This is a genomic window from Bradyrhizobium sp. YR681 (genome assembly GCF_000282615.1).
Taxonomy (GTDB): domain Bacteria; phylum Pseudomonadota; class Alphaproteobacteria; order Rhizobiales; family Xanthobacteraceae; genus Bradyrhizobium.
In genome coordinates this window covers 18,184-36,218 of sequence record NZ_AKIY01000221.1, presented here as the reverse complement: position 1 = coordinate 36,218, position 18,035 = coordinate 18,184, and the positions used below count along the sequence as shown (strand labels likewise).

The following is an 18,035-nucleotide window of genomic DNA, read 5'->3' as shown; positions in this document are numbered from 1 at the left end:
GGGCAAAGGCGCCCTTGCGCCGTGCCCACCAGTCTTTCCGGATCACATGAAGGTGGTGGGCACGCTTCGCTTTGCCCACCCTACGAGATCACGCAACCCGCCACTCCGGCACGCCATCTTCGGTCATCGCGATCTCGCCGAGTGAGCCGACCGGCGTGCGATCCATGCTCAGAAGATGCGCCAGCGTCGCCGTATCGCTCGCCGGAATCCGCGCCAGCGTGCGCCGGTCATCTTCCGTGCGCAGCATCACCACGCCGTGCTCGGCGTCGCCGCCGCGGCCATAGATCACCGTAAAGCTCTCGACCTTGCCCTTGCCTGACGCGTCCGTGGCGAAGTCCGGCACCGCGCGCTTGTTGCGATCGGCTTCCGCCTGCACGCTCGTCTCCTGCGCCAGCGCTTCGCGCGGCGGCGTCTTCGACACGACGAGCGCATGGTGCTTGGTGACGAAGCCGCCCTGCCCATAGAGCAGGCCGAGCCTGGCGCCATCGCGCAGGCGCCGCACCATCGCGCAGGCTGCATGCGTCATGTAGGTGTTGAGCGGCGCGCCGAAGAAGGTGAGGCCGCCGGTCACGGTCGGCTGCACGTCGGCGGTAAGGCCCAGCGTCCGCCGCGCCATCTTGGGCACGCAGGGGAAGCAGCTATAGAGCTCGATGGCATCGAATGTCTTGCCGTCGCCGCCGGCGAGATCCATCACGTTGTTGAGCACTGCGTTCTGCGAATGGCTCTCGAAGAACTGGTCGCGGATCAGATAGTCACGCGGCTCCTCCGCCGAGGCACCGCCAAGCGGATAGACCAGCTTGTGCTCGGGAATCCCGGCCGCACGCGCCCTGGCGAGGCTGGTAAGCAGCAGCGCGCCGCCCATGTTGACGCTGGGATTGGCGACCATGAGCTTGTTGTAGGGCCAGGCGATCAGGCGGTTGTCCGCCGTCGGCGTCGTAATCTCCTCAGGCGCATAGCGCCGCTTCAGCCAGGCGTTGGGATTTTGCGCCGCAGCTTCCGAATAGCGTGACCACAACGTGCCCGATTCCGCCATCGCCTCGCGCGGCGTCTGCCCCCAATGCGCGGAGGAGGCTGCCTCGTAGAACGGGTAGACCGTGACGGGCCGGAACACGCCGAGCGTCACCGCCAGCGGTTTCTGGAATGCCGCGCCGCGCTTGGGCTCCTCGACGTCATGGGCGAACGGCGTCCAAGGCAGCTTGGCGCCGGCGCGCTCGGCCTTGGTCGCGGTCGACTGCGCTTCGGCCCCGCAGACCGCGGCGACGTTGCATTCGCCGCGTGCGATTCGCTTGGCTGCTTCGTGGATATAGCGGATCGGGCTCTCGCCGCCGACCGGGCCGTAATAGCAATGCGCGGGCGAAACGCCGAGGCGCTGCGCCAAGAGCTTCTCGGGGTCGCGATAGCGCCAGCTCAGGAAGTTGACGACGTCGAGCGACTGCACCTCGCCGAGCAGCTTTGCGCCGGCATCTTGTTCTGCACGTCGCAGCGCCTGCTCGAGCAGGTCGAGCGGCTCGAGGCCCTCGGTGATTTCCTTGGGGCGGTCGACGATCTCGCCGATGCCGACGATGACGGGGATGCGGTCTTCGGGGATATTGGTCATTTCTTCTTGCTTCACGTTTCAGATCTTGGGCACGCCGTCGCCCTTCGAGGGCCGCTGAAGAAGCGGCCGCCTCAGGGTGACGGCTACGGGGACAGCGTCATCCTGAGGTGCGAGCCGAGCGGCGCCTGGCGAGCCTCGAAGGATGGGCCGCACACGCCATCACTCCGCCACCAGCGTATTCATGTGCTCGACGGCTTCGGCGAATTCTTCCTTGAACTCCTGCACCACGGCGCCGGCTGATTTCACGCTGTCGATCAGCCCGACGCCCTGGCCGACGAAGTAACTGACGAGATCGCGTGCCTTGGCGTTGCCGCTCGCCGCCGCACGGTCGATCGAGTTGAAGGCATCGCGGCTGATGATGCTTTGCAGCGGCATCGGCAGTGCGCCCGGGCTGTCCGGCGCGCGGTCCCACGCATCGGTCCAGACCGAGCGGAGCTGGCGCGCCGGCTTGCCGGTACGGCCCTTTGAGCGGATCGCGTCGCGGGACGAGGCGGCGATCATCTTCTCGCGAAAGATCTCCGTGGTCTCGGCTTCCACTGTCGCGAGCCACACCGAGCCGGTCCAGGCGCCGGCGGCGCCCATCGCCATGCAGGCCGCCATCTGCCGGCCCGTCATGATGCCGCCGGCCGCCAGCACCGGCACGTCGCGGATATTCTTGATCGCCTTGATCACCTCCGGCACCAGCACCATGGTGGAGACCTCGCCGCAATGGCCGCCGGCCTCGGTGCCCTGCACCACGAGGATGTCGACGCCGGCTGCGACCTGGCGCAGCGCGTGCTCCTTGGCGCCGACGAGGGCGGCGACCGGCACGCTGTGCTTCCTGCCCATCTCGATCATCGCCTTCGGCGGCACGCCAAGCGCATTGGCGATCAGCCGGATCGGGTGATTGAAGGAGACTTCGAGCAGCTCCAGCGCCGTCTTCGCGTCGAATGGTTGCGGCTGATTGTCGGCAACGCTCGTCGTTGTGAGCTCGATGTCGTACTTCTTCAGGAGGTCGCGCGTGTAGCTGCGGTGCTCCTGCGGCACGCGCGCCTCCAGGCTTTTCCAGGTGACGTCCTTCTCGCCTGATGTCGAGATGTTCTCGGGGATCAGCACGTCGATGCCGTAGGGTTTTCCATCGACGTGATCGTCGATCCACGTCAGCTCGCGCTCAAGCGTATCCGGTGTGTGCGCGGTCGCGCCCAGCACGCCAAAGCCTCCGGCGCGGCTGACGGCGGCGACGACGTCGCGGCAATGGCTGAAAGCGAGCAGCGGGAACTCGATGCCCAGCATGTCGCAGATCGGCGATTTCATGGCTTCCTCCCGGCGGCGTTCGACGACGCTAGCCCATCGTCATTTGCGATGCCATGCCGGATTCCCGTGCGTATCTTGCGTGCAGGCGCCACGCACCGGACGAGCCATTCCGCCGTACAAAATAAGCAGGCCAGAGCCCGTCGATTTGCCTCTTGCGCTTTGGCGGGGTCGAGAGAATGCTGGTTGGTAACAACATAAAATAAGGGAGCGCCTATCGATGTCGCCAGCGCAATCGAGTCCGTCCCAGGCCAGCGAAGCCTATGACGTCGTTGTCGTCGGTGCAGGCTTTGCCGGCATGTACATGCTGCATCGTCTGCGCGGGCTCGGTTTCTCGGCGCGTGTTTACGAGCAGGGCGGCGGCGTCGGCGGCACCTGGTACTGGAATCGCTATCCCGGCGCGCGCTGCGATGTCGAGAGCATGCAGTATTCCTATTCGTTCTCTGAAGAGCTCCAGCAGGAATGGGACTGGAGCGAGCGCTACGCGCCGCAAGCAGAGATCCTGAAATACGCCAACCACGTCGCCGACCGTTTCGATCTGCGCCGCGACATCCAGTTCAACACCCGCGTTGAGCGCGCAGCCTTCGACGAGCGCGAGAAGCGCTGGTCGGTGACGACCTCCGACGGCAGGACGGTTCAAGCTCAGTTCGTCGTGCTCGCCACCGGCTGCCTCTCCAACGCGCGCAGGCCCGACATCAACGGCCTCGAAAATTTTAGGGGGCCGGTCTACCACACCGGCAACTGGCCGCACGAAGCCGTGGACTTCACGGGCCTGCGGGTCGGCCTGATCGGTACGGGATCATCGGGCATCCAGTCGACCCCCGTCATTGCCGAGCAGGCAAAACATCTCACGGTGTTTCAGCGTACGGCGAATTTCTCGATTCCCGCCCGCAATGCCGCGCTGACCGACGATGAGCGCAATGCCTTCCGCAACACCTATCCGGAGGTCCGCCGCTTCGCCCGCGAGGTCGCGCGCAACGGCATCTATGCCGAGCAGCCCGACCGTGGCGCGCTCGATGACGGCGACGACATCAGGAATGGAAAATATGCGGCCCGCTGGGAGCGCGGCGGACTGACCTTCATGTATGTCTACAACAATCTTGGCCTGGATCGGACCGCCAACGACACCGCGGCCAATTTCGTGCGCGGCAAGATCGCCGAGATCGTGAAGGATCCGGAGACCGCAAAGCTGCTCCAGCCGAACAGCCACCCGATCGGCACCAAGCGCATCTGCATCGACACGGATTATTTCGCGACCTTTAACCGGCCGAACGTCTCGCTGGTGGACATGAGGTCGAACCCGATCGAGCAGATCACCGTGAACGCCGTCCGCGTCGCAGGTGTCGACCACGAGGTCGATGCGCTGGTGCTGGCGACCGGCTTCGATGCCATGACCGGCTCGGTCGCGAAGATCGACATTCGCGGCCGCGGCGGGCAGACGTTGAACCAGAAATGGGCGGAAGGTCCGAAGACCTATCTCGGCCTGATGAGCGCGGGCTTTCCGAACCTCTTCATCATCACCGGGCCCGGCAGCCCGTCGGTGCTCTCGAACATGATCGTGTCGATCGAGCAGCATGTCGACTGGATCGCCGACTGCCTCGCCCACATGCGCAAGCAGGGCCTTGCCGCGATGGAGGCGGACCATGAGGCCGAGGAGCAATGGGTCGCCCATGTCAACGAGGTCGCCCACGGCACGCTCTATCCGCAGGCCAATTCCTGGTACATGGGCGCCAACGTCCCCGGCAAGCCGCGGATCTTCATGCCCTATATCGGCGGCGTCGGCGTCTACCGGCGGATCTGCAATGAGGTCGCGGCGAAAGGATATGAGGGATTCGTGATGGAGGCGGAGGATCGGCCGCGCCGGGCGATGTCAGGCTAGCTCCGCGCAACATTTCGGCGCTCCCGCCGCGCGGAATGTAATTATTCGGTAAGCCCCCTCCATTACAACGAACGCGCGCAGGCGCGGAATGACTATCTGGAATGGAGAGTGCGATGGTTTGGTTCAACAACATGTCTGTTGGGCGCAAGCTGCTGCTCACATTTTCGGCAGTCGTGCTGCTGGTCGTGGTGCTCGGCGGCTTCGCCCTGAAATCCCTGTCCGACCTGAATGGTGCCGCGCGTGAGCTGTCCGGCAACTGGCTCCCCAGCGTCGACAAGGCGAGGGGCCTGCAATACCAGATCGCCCGCATCCGGACCAACCAGCTGTCGGTGCTGATGGCCAAGGACGGCGATCGCGACGAGATCCGCCAGACCCTGCGCAAGATCGAGCAGGCCGTGACCGACAGCCTCAGATCCTACGAGGCTTTCGTGACCTCGCCGGAAGAGCGGGCCGCGCTCAAGCGGCTCAGCGGGCACTACGCCGCCTTCCTGGAGACGGACAAGGCGCTGGACATGCTGGCCAGCAATCCCGAAGGCGCCCGCGAAAGCTTCTTCGCCGGCAGAAACCAGTTTCGCGAACTGCTCGAGGACGCCGACAAGCTCGTGAAGGTCAACACCGACGGCGCCGGCCGTTCGGTGGCCACGGCGGAATGGACCTACGACAACGCGCGCACCGTGATCGTCGTCGTGCTGTTGGTCACGATGGCCCTCGCGGCCGCGGCCGGTTTCGTGCTGCGTTCGGCCATCGGCAAGCCGCTGCTGGCGCTCGACAAGGCGATGGGCCGGCTCGCCCAGAACGACACCACGACCGAAGTGCCGGCGACGGCGCGGCGCGACGAGGTCGGCGCCATGGCCCGCGCGGTGCTCGTCTTCAAGGAGGGCATGATCGCCGCCGATCAGATGCGCGCGCGCCAGGAGGAGGAGCGGCAGGCCAAGGAGCGGCATGCCGCCTACATCATGGGGCTGGCGCAGGACTTCGACGCGGCGGCAAGCTCCGCCATTGGCGGCGTCGCCGATGCGGCGAGCCGCATGCAGGCGACGGCCGGCGGCTTGTCGTCCACGGTCGGCCAGACCGGCGAGCAGGCCATGACGGTGGCTGCGGCCGCGCAGCAGGCCTCGGCCAACGTGCAGACGGTCGCCTCCGCCGCCGAGGAGCTGACCTCCTCGATCCACGAGATTTCCCGGCAGGTCGCGCTCGCCTCGCAGGTGAGCCACAAGGCGGTGGACCAGGCCAACCGCACCAACGACATCGTCGGCGGTCTCCAGCAGGCGGCGCGCCGCATCGGCGAGGTCATCGACCTGATCAACCAGATCGCCAGCCAGACCAATCTGCTCGCGCTGAACGCGACCATCGAGGCCGCGCGGGCCGGCGATGCCGGCCGGGGCTTTGCCGTCGTCGCCAACGAGGTCAAGAGCCTGGCGGCCCAGACCTCGCGGGCGACCGACGAGATCGGCCAGCAGATCGCTTCGGTGCAGCAGGCGACCGCGCAGGCGGTCGACGCGATCACCGCGATCGGCAGCACCATCCAGGAGATCAGCCAGATCTCCACCACGGTCGCCTCGGCCGTAGAAGAGCAGGGCGCGGCGACCCAGGCCATCGCCCGCAGCGCCGAGCAGGCCTCCGCCGGCACCGGCACGGTGACCCAGAACATCGAGGGGGTGAGCCAGTCGGCGCGCTCCGGCGGCGGCGCCGCGCAGGAGATGCTGTCGGCGGCCACCTCGCTGTCGCATGAGGCCGACCAGATGCGCTCCCTGGTCCAGGACTTCCTCGGCAAGGTCAAGGCTGCATGACGCGGCCTTGAGGCCCGCGCCGGACGCAGGGCCGGCAGGGCTTGTCATCGGCCATTCGCGGGCTAATTAATGCAGGCGCATCTTTCCGCCGGAGCCCCCGCATGACCGACGCCCCCGCCTACGTGCCGCCCAAAGTCTGGACCTGGAACAAGGAGAATGGCGGTCAGTTCGCCAGCATCAATCGCCCGATCGCCGGCCCCACCCACGACAAGGAGCTGCCGGTCGGCAAGCATCCCCTCCAGCTCTACTCGCTGGCGACGCCGAACGGGGTGAAGGTCACGGTGATGCTGGAGGAGCTGCTGGCGCTCGGCCACAAGGGCGCGGAATACGACGCCTGGCTGATCAAGATTGGCAACGGCGACCAGTTCGGCAGCGGTTTTGTCGACATCAACCCGAACTCGAAAATTCCGGCGCTGATGGACCGCTCGGGCCCGGAGCCGATCCGGGTGTTCGAATCCGGCTCGATCCTGTTCTACCTCGCCGAGAAGTTCGGCGCCTTCCTGCCGAAAGACATCAAGGCCCGCACCGAGGCGATGTCCTGGCTGTTCTGGCAGATGGGCAGCGCGCCCTATCTCGGCGGCGGCTTCGGTCACTTCTACGCCTACGCGCCGACCAAGATCGAATACGCCATCGATCGCTTTGCGATGGAGACCAAGCGTCAGCTCGACGTGCTCGACCGGCGCCTCGCGGATAACGAATATCTCGCGGGCAAGGACTACACCATTGCCGACATCGCGGTGTGGCCGTGGTACGGCGCGCTCGCCAAGGGGTTGGTCTACGGCGCCGGCGAATTCCTGTCGGTGCAGGACTACAAGAACGTACAGCGCTGGACCGACCAGATCGCCCAGCGCCCGGCCGTGAAACGCGGCCGCATGGTCAACCGCGTCTCCGGCGATCCCGCCAGCCAGCTCCACGAGCGCCACGAGGCGTCCGATTTCGAGACCAAGACGCAGGACAAGGTCGAGGCCGCGAAGACTGCGTAACTCGCAGGTATCGTAGGGTGGGCAAAGCGAAGCGTGCCCACGCACTTTTTGCAACAGAGCGAGATGGTGGGCACGGCGCTTCGCGCCTTTGCCCACCCTACGGCCAACTCGCCCTACGGCTCCTTCACCCCCTCCGCCGCCGGAAACACCATGCGGTCATCCGTGCGGCAGTAGCGGTCGGCGAACATGCGGCCGATCGGGTGATAGCGGTCCATGTGCACCCGCATCGCCTTGTCGTCCCAGAGCTCGTCGCGGATGTGGAAGTGGATGCCTTCGCCCATGATCAGCCGGCGATCGTCGTTGACGTCGATCAGCTTCCAGAGCTTGCACTCCATCGCCCAGGGCGTGTCGGCGAGCCTGGGCACCGCGATCTTGCTTGAAGGGGCGAGCTTCAAACCGAGATAGTCGGGCTCGCCGATCTCTGGCGGAAAGTCGCCGCTGCTCTCATGCATGGCTTTCGCCAACGGCTCGTCGGCAATGTTGACCACGAACTCGCCGGTGCGCTGGATGTTGAGGAAGGTGTCCTTGTCCTGGCCATTCGGCTTGCGGTTCGCCGCGAACATGCACAGCGGCGGATCCTCGCAGAAGGCATTGAAGAAGCTGAATGGCGCGGCGTTGACCACGCCTGATGGACCGACCGATGTCACCCACGCGATCGGCCGCGGCAGGATGAAGGACGTCAGCACCTTGTAGCGCTCGCGTGGCGTCAGGTCGCTGGCGGCGTATTCCATGGTGGCTCCGTTGCAGGGAAAGTCTCGTAGGGTGGGCAAAGCGAAGCGTGCCCACCACTTCTTGTGCAGCCGTGATGGTGGGCACGGCGCGCGAAGAGCGCGCCTTTGCCCACCCTACGGCATCTCTTGGTTCACGCCATGCTCAGCTCGTGCCGTCCCACCACCATCCAGTGCACCTCGTCCGGACCATCCGCAAAGCGCAGATGGCGGACGTCCTGGTACATCTCGGCGAGCGGCGTCCAGTGCGAGATGCCGGTGGCGCCGTGCATCTGGATCGACTGGTCGATGATCTTGCAGGCGCGCTCGGGCACCATGGCCTTGACCATGGAGACCCAGACGCGGGCCTCCTTGTTGCCGAGCACGTCCATCGCCTTGGCGGCCTTCAGCACCATCAGCCGCATCGCCTCGATCTCGCAGCGCGCCTGCGCGATGATCTGCATGTTGCCGCCGAGATGGGCGATCTTCTTGCCGAAGGCTTCGCGGGTGAGGCCACGCTGCACCATCAGGTCGAGCGCCTTCTCGGCCTTGCCGATGGTGCGCATGCAGTGATGGATGCGGCCGGGGCCGAGGCGAAGCTGCGAGATCTCGAAGCCGCGGCCTTCGCCGAGCAGCATGTTCTCCTTCGGCACGCGCACATTGTTGAAGCGCATGTGCATGTGGCCGCGCGGGGCGTGGTCCTGACCGAACACGTACATGGGGCCGAGCACCTCGACGCCGGGCGTGTCGCGCGGCACCAGGATCTGCGACTGCTGCTTGCTCGGCGCCGCGTCCGGATTGGTCTTCACCATCACGATCAGGATCTTGCAGCGGGGATCGCCGACGCCGGAGATGTAGTACTTCTCGCCGTTGATCACCCATTCGTCGCCGACGAGCTTTGCGGTGGTCGAGATGTTCTTGGCGTCGGAGGAGGCGACGTTCGGCTCGGTCATGACATAGGCCGAACGGATCTCGCCGTTCATCAGCGGCTTCAGCCACTTCTCCTTCTGCTCCTTGGTGCCGACGCGCTCCAGCACCTCCATGTTGCCGGTGTCGGGCGCCGAGCAGTTCATGGTCTCGGAGGCCAGCGGGCTCTTGCCGAGCTCGGAGGCGATATAGGCGTAGTCGAGATTCTTCAGGCCCTGGCCGGTCTCGTCATCGGGCAGGAAGAAGTTCCAGAGGCCTTCCTTCTTGGCCTTGTTCTTGGCGACCTCGAGCACCTCGAGCTGCTTCGGCGTGAAGCTCCAGCGATCCTGCTTGCCTTCGCCGGCCTTGGCGAACTCGATCGACATCGGCTCGACGGTCTCGCGGATGAACTTCCTGACGTGATCATAGAGCGGCCGGACCTGGTCCGACATGCGCAGGTCGTTGAGCTCGTCGCCGGGGTTGAGGGTATAGTTGGTGGTGCGGGGTATGTAGGCGTGTTTTGTCATTGTTCCTCCCGGGGTCACTGAGATCGCGTTGGGCCGGAGAATAGTCGCAGCGCGGCGAAAGCGCGAGCGCGCATTTTTTCAGGCGACCCATGCCACGCGATGGAATATGGCGAGGGCGTTTGAAATGTTGTTTGAACGGGGCGCGAGAAGGCAGGCGCGGGCCGCACTCACCGTTGTCATCGCCGGCTTGACCGGGCGATCCAGTACTCCGTGACGCCAATGATTCACAGAGAAGCCGCGGCGTACTGGATTCCCCGCTTTCGCGGGGAATGACAGGGGTGGCTGTGGCTAGCCTAGTTCGGCATCCGGTGCATCGCGCAGATCTTGTTGCCGTCGAGGTCGCGCAGATAAGCGAGATAGAGCTTGTTCCCCGCGCCCTCGCGGATGCCGGGCGGATTTTCGATCGGCGTTCCGCCGGCGGCGATGCCGGCGGCATGCCATTTGTCGACCTGCTCGGGCGAGTTGGCGGCAAAGCCGATGGTGCCGCCGTTGGCGCAGGTCGCCGGCTCGCCGTTGATCGGCTTGGTCACCGAGAACACGCCGGTCTTGGTGAAGTAGAAGATCCGATGGCCATCAACCTTGGCCGGGCGCACCTCGAGCGTGTTGAGCAGGTTGTCGTAAAAGGCCTTGGCCTTGTCGAGGTCGTTGGTGCCGATCATGATGTGCGAGAACATTTGCCTTGCCCCTCGTTGTGATTTGTAGCCCGGATGGAGCGCAGCGAAATCCGGGGTCTTGCCTCACGCTACGTCGGTCCCGGATTACGCTTCGCTCCATCCGGGCTACGAACCCAAAAGATCAAAACGCCGTATAGCCGCCGTCGATCACGAACGTATCGGCCGTGTGGTACGACGACGCCTTGCTCATCAGGTACACGGCGATGCCGCCGAAATCGCTGGCCTCGCCGAAGCGGCGCTGTGGAATGCGCGGCATCACGTTGGCGACGAATTTCTCGTTGCCCATGATGCCCGCCGTCATGTCGCTCCTGATCCAGCCCGGCAGGATCGCGTTCGCGGTGACGCCGTGGCGCGCCAGCTCGACGCCGAGCGCGCGCACCAGCGCGTTGATGGCGGCCTTGGTTGCCGCGTAGTGCTCGTTGCGCGCGGTGCCGAAGATCGAGGCGAGGCTCGAGGTCGCAACCAGCCGGCCGAAGGGATCGCCGCCATTGGCGCGCTCGGTCATGTGTTTTGCGGCCGCCTGGAAGGCGTGGAACACGCCGTCGAGATTGGTCGCGAACATCGTGCGCCATTCCTCCTCGGTGCGCTCGATGAAGGAGCGCCGTCCGCCGCCGCCGATGCCGGCATTGGCGAAGCAGCCGTCGACCCTGCCGAACGTATCGAGCGTCGCCTTCATCGCGGCGTTGACGGAAGCCGGATCGGTGACGTCGCAGACGCGGGCCTCGGCCTTGCCGGAGAGGCTTGCCAGGCTCGCGGCAGCAGCCTTGTTCTTGTCAGCATTGCGGCCCCAGATCGAGACGTTGCAGCCTTGGCCGGCGAGCGCCTGCGCGATGCCGAGCCCGATACCGCCGTTGCCGCCGGTGATCACGGCGACGCGGCCGGAGAGGTCGAAAAGGTTCATGGCGCGTTTCCTGTTCTTGGCACGACATGCGTCAGCCGGTGCGCGCAAGATCATGCGATATGACGGTGGGGTATGCTTTTGCCACCATGGACAAGCCCGCGCCAAAAATCAAATATGCGCCGCGGCAAAACCAATTCCGGTCTGCGAAACATCGCCGGGACCAAACGACGAGGAAACCATGCAGTTCAAACACGTCACGCTCGATTTCGATGGCTCGGTCGCGATCCTCAAGCTCGACCATCAGGAGGTGATGAACGCGGTTTCCGTGGACATGCTGGGCGGTTTGTCGGAGGCGCTCGACGCGATCGAGGAGAAGAAGGGCGAGGTCCGCTGTGTCGTGTTGACCGGCGCGGGGCGGGCGTTCTGCACCGGCGCCAATCTCCAGGGCCGCAACAACTCATCGAAGAAGACCAAGGCCGGCCTGACGCTGGAGACCGGCTTTCATCCCTTCCTGCGCCGCATCCGCAACCTGCACTGCCCGATCGTGACTGCAGTCAACGGCCCCGCCGCCGGTGCCGGCATGAGCTTCGCGCTGCTCGGCGACATGATCCTTTGCGCGCGGTCCTCCTATTTTCTTCAGGCCTTCCGCCGCATCGGGCTGGTGCCGGATTGCGGCTCGACCTGGCTGCTGCCGCGCCTCGTCGGCCGGGCACGCTCGATCGAATTGTCGCTGATGGGCGAACGGCTGCCGGCCGAAAAGGCGCTGGAATGGGGCCTCGTCAACCGCGTCCATGACGACGGTGTGCTGATGGAGGAGGCGATGAAGCTCGCGCGCGATCTTGCCAGCGGCCCGACGGTGGCGTTGTCGCTGATCCGCAAGCTCTACTGGGACAGCCCGGAAAATTCCTTCGAGGACCAGCTCAATCTGGAATTCCAGTGCCAGCTGCGCGCCGGCGACACCGATGATTTCCGTGAAGGCGTCGGCGCGTTCCTGGAGAAGCGTCCCGCGCAGTTCAAAGGCAAATGATCGAGGCCGAACTCTCCCGCAGCGTCGCGCGCTGGTGCAAGGGGGCGACCGGCGTTACCGGTGCGGCAAAGCTGTCCGGCGGCGCCAGCCAGGAAACCTGGCGCTTCGACGTCGTGCATCCCGATGGTCCGATCGGCGCGATCCTGCGTCGCTCGCCGAAGGGTTATGGCGCCGCGCCGACGCGGGCGGCGGGCCTTGCCGCGGAAGCGCAGCTGATGCAGCTCGCCTATGAGGCGGGCGTGCCGTCGCCGCGCGTGATGCATGTGCTGACGCCGGACGAAGGCCTCGGCACCGGCTTCATCATGCAGCGGGTCGAGGGCGAGACCATCGCCCGCAAGATCCTGCGTGATGACGAATTCGCCGCGGCGCGGCCGCGTCTCGCGCGGCAGATCGGTGGTGTGCTTGCCGCCCTGCACAAGCTGCCGCTGGGCAAACTGCCGGAGTTGCGCAGCCGGTCCGCGACAGAGGAGATCGGCGAGTTCGAACGCGACTATCGCAGCTTGAATTGGCCCAAGCCCGTATTCGAGCTGGCGCTGCGCTGGCTCCGCGACCACGATCCCGGCCCCTCGGCGGAGAGGACGCTGGTGCATGGCGATTTCCGCAACGGCAATCTCATCATCGACGCCGACGGCATCTGCGCCGTGCTCGACTGGGAGCTTGCCCATCTCGGCGATCCCATGGAGGACCTCGGCTGGGTCTGCGTCAACTCCTGGCGTTTTGGCGAGATCGACAAGCCCGTCGGTGGTTTTGGCACACGCGAGGAATTGTTCGCCGGCTACGAGGCCGCAGGCCGCAAATGCGATCCATCGCGCGTCAAATTCTGGGAAGTGATGGGCACGCTGCGCTGGGGCATCATGTGCGGCGGCATGATGCAGCGGTTCCGCGAGGGGCCCGACCATTCCATGGAGCGCGCCATGATCGGCCGCCGCGCCTCCGAGACCGAGATCGATCTGCTGCGCCTGCTGGCGCCGCGCGGGAGCTGACACATGCAGGACGAACCGACCCCGGTCGAGCTGACCAAATCGGTCGCCGATTTCCTCCGTAACGACATCACGCCGCTGATCTCCGGCCACCAGGCCTTCAAGCTGCGCGTCGCCATCAACATCCTCGACCTCGTCACGCGGCAGCTGACGCAGGAGGAGGGGAGCGATGCGAGCGAGGTCGAGCGGCTGCGCGGGCTGCTTGGTGTCGATGGCTCAGTGACCGATCTCAACCGCGCACTCGCCGAGCGAATCGCGAAAGGCGAAGTCGACCTCGCAACGCCGGGCCTCGCCGAACATCTGTGGGCGACCACGATGGACAAGCTCGCCGTCGATCAGCCGAATTATGCGTCCTACAAGCGCGAGCTGGGGCGGTAGGCGAGTTCGTAGCCCGGATGGAGCGAAGCGTAATCCGGGACGGTCGCGCGAAACGATGCATCTGCCCCGGATTGCGCTTCGCTCCATCCGGGCTACGCCTCAATCCCTCGCAACCGTCATTGCGAGGAGCGAAGCGCCGAAGCAATCCAGACTGCCACCGCGGAAAGATTCTGGATTGCCTCGCTTCGCTCGCAATGACGGCGGAGGGACCGCCTACTTCCCCACCCATTTCGGCGACCGCTTCTCCGAAAACGCCTTCGGGCCCTCGATGTAATCCTGCGAGGCCACCATCGCCTTCACCGCCGGATAGTCCCGCTGCTCCTCGATCGCCTGCTCCAGCGAGACGCCAAGGCCCTTCTGGATGGTCTGCTTCGAGGCCCGGATCGACATCGGCGAGTTCTTGGTGATCATCTCGGCCCAGCGCAGCGCGCCCGTGAGCGCCTCGCCCTGCGGCACCACTTCGTTGACGAAGCCGAGCTCGTGGCCCTCCCTGGCGCTGACATGGCGCGCGGTGAGGATCATGCCCATGGCGCGCTTCAAGCCGATCTGGCGCGGCAGGCGATGCAGACCACCGGCGAGTGCGGCAAGGCCGACGCGCGGCTCGGGCAGGGCGAAGGTTGCGTTCTCCGAGGCGATGATGAGGTCACAGGCCAGCGCGATCTCGAAGCCGCCGCCCATGGCAACGCCGTTCACGGCCGCGATGATCGGCTTGTCGCAGTCGAATCGCGCGGTGAGGCCGGCAAAGCCGCCCTTGTCCCAGCCGCGCTTGCCGCCGGCGGCCTGCCACTTCAGATCGTTGCCGGCACAGAATGCCTTGTCGCCGGCGCCGGTGACGATCGCGACCCATTGCTCGGGATCTCCGGAGAAATCGTCGAACACCTTTTGCAGCTCGAAATGCGCGTCGGTGTGCAGCGCGTTGTAGACCTCGGGCCGCGACAGCGTCACGATCGTGATCGGCCCCTTGCGTTCCACCTTTGAGAATTTCAGCTCCATCGCGCGCTCCCGCATTTTCTCGTGAAGGAATATTGCCGTCATACTACCGCGCGCCGGCGCTGGAGCACCATCGAATTGCGCAATGCGCCTTGCGCAGCTGGCACGCCTCGCTTTGCTTGACTTGCGCGTGCTCTTCTCACCTTAATCGCGCGAAGCAAAAACGCGCCTAGCGCCTTAACGCAAAACGATAAAATCATCCGGGAGAGAACCGTGGATTTCTCATTGCCAACAGATCTCGTCGCCTATCTCGGAGAGCTCGATCGTTTCATCGAACGTGACATCAAGCCGCTGGAGGAGGCCGACGACAACATCCGCTTCTTCGACCATCGCCGCGAATGGGCGCGCACCGATTTCGAGAATGGCGGCCTGCCGCGTCACGAATGGGAGGCGCTGCTGCGCAAGGCAAAGGATCTGGCGGATGCCGCAGGTCACCTGCGCTTTGCGGTCTCGAAGCAATATGGTGGCAAGGATGGCTCCAACCTCTGGATGGCCGTGATCCGCGAGCATTTTGCCGCCAAGGGTCTCGGCCTGCACAACGACCTCCAGAACGAGCATTCCATCGTCGGCAATTTTCCCGTCGCGACCATGCTCGACCGCTACGGCCGCGACGACCAGAAGGCGATGATCGACGGCTCGATCAGGGGCAAGTACCGCATCACCTTTGGCTTGACGGAGCCCAATCACGGCTCCGACGCCACCCACATGGAGACCCGCGCGGTGCCGGCAACCCGTGACAACGTCAAGGGCTGGATCATCAACGGCGAGAAGATGTGGACGACCGGCATGCACGTCGCCACCCATTGCGCGCTGTTCGCACGCACCTCGGGCAACGATGGTGATGCCCGCGGCATCACATGCTTGCTGGTGCCAGCCAAGAGCCACGGCGTGAAGATCGAGGAGTACATGTGGACCTTCAACATGCCGACCGACCATCCGCGCGTCAGCTTTACGGACGTGTTCGTGCCTGAGGATGCGCAGTTCGGCGAGGTCGGTCGCGGCCTGTCGCTGGCGCAGTGTTTTGTCCACCAGAACCGAATCCGCCAGGCCGCAAGCTCGCTCGGCGCCGCCGTCTACTGCATCAACGAAAGCGTCAAATACGCCCGTGAGCGAAAACCCTTCGGCAAGGCGCTGGCCGAGAACCAGGCGATCCAGTTCCCGTTGGTAGAGCTTGCCACCCAGGCCGAGATGCTGCGCCTGCTGATCCGCAAGACTGCGTGGGAGATGGACAAGCTCACCGAGGAAGAGATCGAGCGCACGCTCTCGGACCGCGTCTCGATGTGCAACTACTGGGCAAACCGTCTGTGCTGCGAATCCGCCGACCGCGCCATGCAGGTCCACGGCGGCATGGGCTACTCACGCCACAAGCCGTTCGAGCACATCTACCGCCACCACCGGCGTTACCGGATCACGGAAGGCAGCGAGGAGATCCAGATGCGGAAGGTGGCGGGGTTCTTGTTTGGATATATGGGGCCGGGGAAGCATTAGGCGTGCTGCGGAAGACGTCGTGGTTGTGCGACGTCCCTCTCCGCGAGTCGTCCCCGCGAAGGCGGGGACCCATAACCCCAGGGAGGAGTTTGTCGCGAACTGGTAACCCCGAGTCTTCGCCAAACAACGCCCTGTGGTTATGGGTCCCGGATCTGCGCTTCGCTTGTCCGGGACGACAGCCGAGCTAATTCACCCTTCTATCCTTCCCCGCCCAATACGGCTCCCTCAACTGCCGCCGCAAAATCTTGCCTGACGGATTCCTCGGCAGCGCCGGCAAAAACTCCACGCTCTTCGGCGTCTTGAAGCCGGCGATGCGCTCGCGGGTGAAGTTGATGATGTCGGTGGCGGTTGCCTGCTTGCCCGGTTTCATCACGACCACCGCCTTCACCGCCTCGCCCCATTTCTCGTCGGGGATGCCGATCACGGCGGCTTCGGCCACATCAGGGTGATCGCACAGCGCGCTTTCGACCTCGGCGGGGTAGATGTTCTCGCCGCCGGAGATGATCATGTCCTTGATGCGGTCGTGGATGTAGAGATAGCCGTCCTCGTCCATGTAGCCGGCGTCACCGGTGCGCAGCCAGCCGTCGCCGCGCAGCGTCGACGCCGTCGCCTCCGGCAAATTCCAGTAGCCGGCCATGTTGGAGCCCGAGCGCGTCGCGATCTCGCCGACCTCGCGCGGTGGCAGCGGCTTGCCGTCAACGTCCAAAATCGCGATCTCCACGCCCGGCAGCGCCTTGCCGGCCGAGCGCATCCGCTCGAGACCCTCGACGTGGTCTTCCGGCGGCAGCGCGACGATGGTTCCTGTCGTCTCGGTCATGCCGTACATCTGCACGAAGCCGCATTTGAACACCTCAATGCACTCCTTCAATAGCGCAGCCGGAATCGGCGAGGCGCCGTACAGCATGTATTTCAACCGGGAAAAATCGACCGTCCTGGCGCGCGGCTGCCGCACAACGAACTGCATCGCCGCCGGCACCATGAACAGCTTTGTGATGCCGGACTGCTCGAAGAAATCCAGCACCTTGGTCGGATCGAACTCGCGCGCGATCACGCCGCGGGCGCCGTGATAGAGCCCCATCACGCCCCAGCCGGAGCCGCCGATATGGAAGATCGGCATGGCGACCAGCGACACGTCGTCGGTCGACCACCGGTTCCACTCCGGCTTGTCCGCGGCATTGCCTGTCTGCACCAGGTTGAGGAAGTTCGCGTGGCTCAGCATCGCGCCCTTCGGCTTGCCCGTCGTGCCCGAGGTGTAAAGCTGGATCGCGATGTCCCTTGTGTCGATCGGCACGTTCGGATCGTCGCCGCTCTGCGCATCGCGCCATGCCGCAAAATCCTGCCATTCCGGCGCGCCGCCCTCGGTGGTGATGATCGTGCGCACGCTCGGCAACTGGTCCTTGATCTGGCGGACCTGCGTGACGAATTCCGGCCCGACGAACAGCACCGGCGCGTTGCAGTCGCCCACGATGAAGGCGATCTCGGGCCCGGCGAGCCGCCAGTTCACCGGCGCCATCACCACGCCGGCCTTCATTGCGCCCATCAGCAGCTCGAAATAGAGGTCGCTGTTCTTGCCGAGATAGGCGATGCGGTCGCCCTTCTTCACGCCCATCGCGAGAAGCGCGTTGGCGACCCTGTTGGTCTTGACGTCGAACTCGGCAAAGCTGGTGACGCGGCCCTCGAACTCATAGGCGGTGGCGCTGCCGCGGCTCGTCGCGCGCTCGCGCACCATGTCGGCAAGGTTCGCCAGTGGCTGTGTGATGGACATGTTTCTCCCGTGACGTTTTGTTTTTATGCCTGGGAGTGTGGCGTCATCCGCGGGTGAAGACAAGATGGGAGCGCCGCTGTCGTCCCGGACAAGCGCAGCGAAGCGGAGCGCAGATCCGGGACCCATAACCACAGGGAGATGTTTTGCGACGACTCGGAGTTGCCGGTCTCGCGCGACGACTTTCCCCCTGTGGTTATGGGTCCCGGGCTCGCG

Annotated in this window: 15 protein-coding genes; 7 read left to right on the top strand and 8 right to left on the bottom strand. The window is 65.0% G+C overall.

The annotated features are described in order from the left end of the window. Window positions 1-88: 88 nt before the first annotated feature. Together PMI42_RS23465 and PMI42_RS23460 are read right to left on the bottom strand one after the other, a co-directional pair. A complete protein-coding gene (locus PMI42_RS23465; RefSeq protein ID WP_008138650.1) occupies window positions 89-1,597 on the bottom strand; it encodes an acetyl-CoA acetyltransferase in 1,509 nt (502 codons plus the stop codon). 159 nt (window positions 1,598-1,756) lie between these two features. Continuing rightward, a complete protein-coding gene (locus tag PMI42_RS23460; protein ID WP_008138649.1) occupies window positions 1,757-2,890 on the bottom strand; it encodes a nitronate monooxygenase in 1,134 nt (377 codons plus the stop codon). A gap of 217 nt (window positions 2,891-3,107) precedes the next feature. On the opposite strand from PMI42_RS23460, the gene PMI42_RS23455 reads away from it, so the two are divergent. From PMI42_RS23455 to yghU, 3 genes are all read left to right on the top strand, one after another. Beyond that, complete coding sequence (locus PMI42_RS23455; protein WP_008138648.1) at window positions 3,108-4,766, top strand: flavin-containing monooxygenase; 1,659 nt, start codon at window positions 3,108-3,110, stop codon at window positions 4,764-4,766. A gap of 113 nt (window positions 4,767-4,879) precedes the next feature. Continuing rightward, window positions 4,880-6,556 (top strand): methyl-accepting chemotaxis protein, encoded by a 1,677-nt coding sequence (locus PMI42_RS23450; protein WP_008138647.1) that lies wholly within the window; start codon window positions 4,880-4,882, stop codon window positions 6,554-6,556. A gap of 101 nt (window positions 6,557-6,657) precedes the next feature. Continuing rightward, window positions 6,658-7,539, top strand: coding sequence for a glutathione-dependent disulfide-bond oxidoreductase (gene yghU, locus PMI42_RS23445; protein WP_008138644.1), 882 nt, complete (start codon window positions 6,658-6,660; stop codon window positions 7,537-7,539). Window positions 7,540-7,652: 113 nt separating this feature from the next. On the opposite strand, the gene PMI42_RS23440 is transcribed toward yghU, so the two are convergent. From PMI42_RS23440 to PMI42_RS23425, 4 genes are all read right to left on the bottom strand, one after another. Continuing rightward, window positions 7,653-8,270, bottom strand: a complete 618-nt coding sequence (locus tag PMI42_RS23440; RefSeq protein WP_008138642.1) for a flavin reductase family protein — start codon at window positions 8,268-8,270, stop codon at window positions 7,653-7,655. A gap of 131 nt (window positions 8,271-8,401) precedes the next feature. Further along, window positions 8,402-9,679 carry an acyl-CoA dehydrogenase family protein gene (locus PMI42_RS23435; protein ID WP_008138641.1) on the bottom strand — a complete coding sequence of 426 codons (1,278 nt, stop codon included), beginning with the start codon at window positions 9,677-9,679 and terminating at the stop codon, window positions 8,402-8,404. 293 nt (window positions 9,680-9,972) lie between these two features. Beyond that, window positions 9,973-10,353 (bottom strand): VOC family protein, encoded by a 381-nt coding sequence (locus PMI42_RS23430; RefSeq protein WP_008138639.1) that lies wholly within the window; start codon window positions 10,351-10,353, stop codon window positions 9,973-9,975. A gap of 121 nt (window positions 10,354-10,474) precedes the next feature. Further along, a complete protein-coding gene (locus PMI42_RS23425; RefSeq protein WP_008138637.1) occupies window positions 10,475-11,254 on the bottom strand; it encodes an SDR family NAD(P)-dependent oxidoreductase in 780 nt (259 codons plus the stop codon). A 178-nt stretch (window positions 11,255-11,432) separates the two neighbouring features. On the opposite strand from PMI42_RS23425, the gene PMI42_RS23420 reads away from it, so the two are divergent. The 3 genes from PMI42_RS23420 to PMI42_RS23410 are packed head-to-tail and all read left to right on the top strand — an operon-like array spanning window position 11,433 to window position 13,579. Continuing rightward, window positions 11,433-12,221, top strand: coding sequence for an enoyl-CoA hydratase/isomerase (locus PMI42_RS23420; RefSeq protein WP_008138635.1), 789 nt, complete (start codon window positions 11,433-11,435; stop codon window positions 12,219-12,221). Then, window positions 12,218-13,204 (top strand): phosphotransferase family protein, encoded by a 987-nt coding sequence (locus PMI42_RS23415; RefSeq protein ID WP_008138633.1) that lies wholly within the window; start codon window positions 12,218-12,220, stop codon window positions 13,202-13,204. Before PMI42_RS23420 ends, PMI42_RS23415 begins: the two co-directional genes overlap by 4 nt. Window positions 13,205-13,207: 3 nt before the next feature. After that, window positions 13,208-13,579 (top strand): DUF6285 domain-containing protein, encoded by a 372-nt coding sequence (locus PMI42_RS23410; protein ID WP_008138631.1) that lies wholly within the window; start codon window positions 13,208-13,210, stop codon window positions 13,577-13,579. A 213-nt stretch (window positions 13,580-13,792) separates the two neighbouring features. Here PMI42_RS23410 and PMI42_RS23405 read toward each other — a convergent pair whose 3' ends face one another. Further along, window positions 13,793-14,572, bottom strand: coding sequence for an enoyl-CoA hydratase-related protein (locus tag PMI42_RS23405; protein WP_008138629.1), 780 nt, complete (start codon window positions 14,570-14,572; stop codon window positions 13,793-13,795). A 210-nt stretch (window positions 14,573-14,782) separates the two neighbouring features. On the opposite strand from PMI42_RS23405, the gene PMI42_RS23400 reads away from it, so the two are divergent. Further along, window positions 14,783-16,057 carry an acyl-CoA dehydrogenase family protein gene (locus tag PMI42_RS23400; protein WP_008138627.1) on the top strand — a complete coding sequence of 425 codons (1,275 nt, stop codon included), beginning with the start codon at window positions 14,783-14,785 and terminating at the stop codon, window positions 16,055-16,057. Window positions 16,058-16,241: 184 nt separating this feature from the next. On the opposite strand, the gene PMI42_RS23395 is transcribed toward PMI42_RS23400, so the two are convergent. Next, window positions 16,242-17,822 carry a fatty acid--CoA ligase gene (locus PMI42_RS23395; protein WP_008138624.1) on the bottom strand — a complete coding sequence of 527 codons (1,581 nt, stop codon included), beginning with the start codon at window positions 17,820-17,822 and terminating at the stop codon, window positions 16,242-16,244. Between the last annotated feature and the right edge of the window lie 213 nt (window positions 17,823-18,035).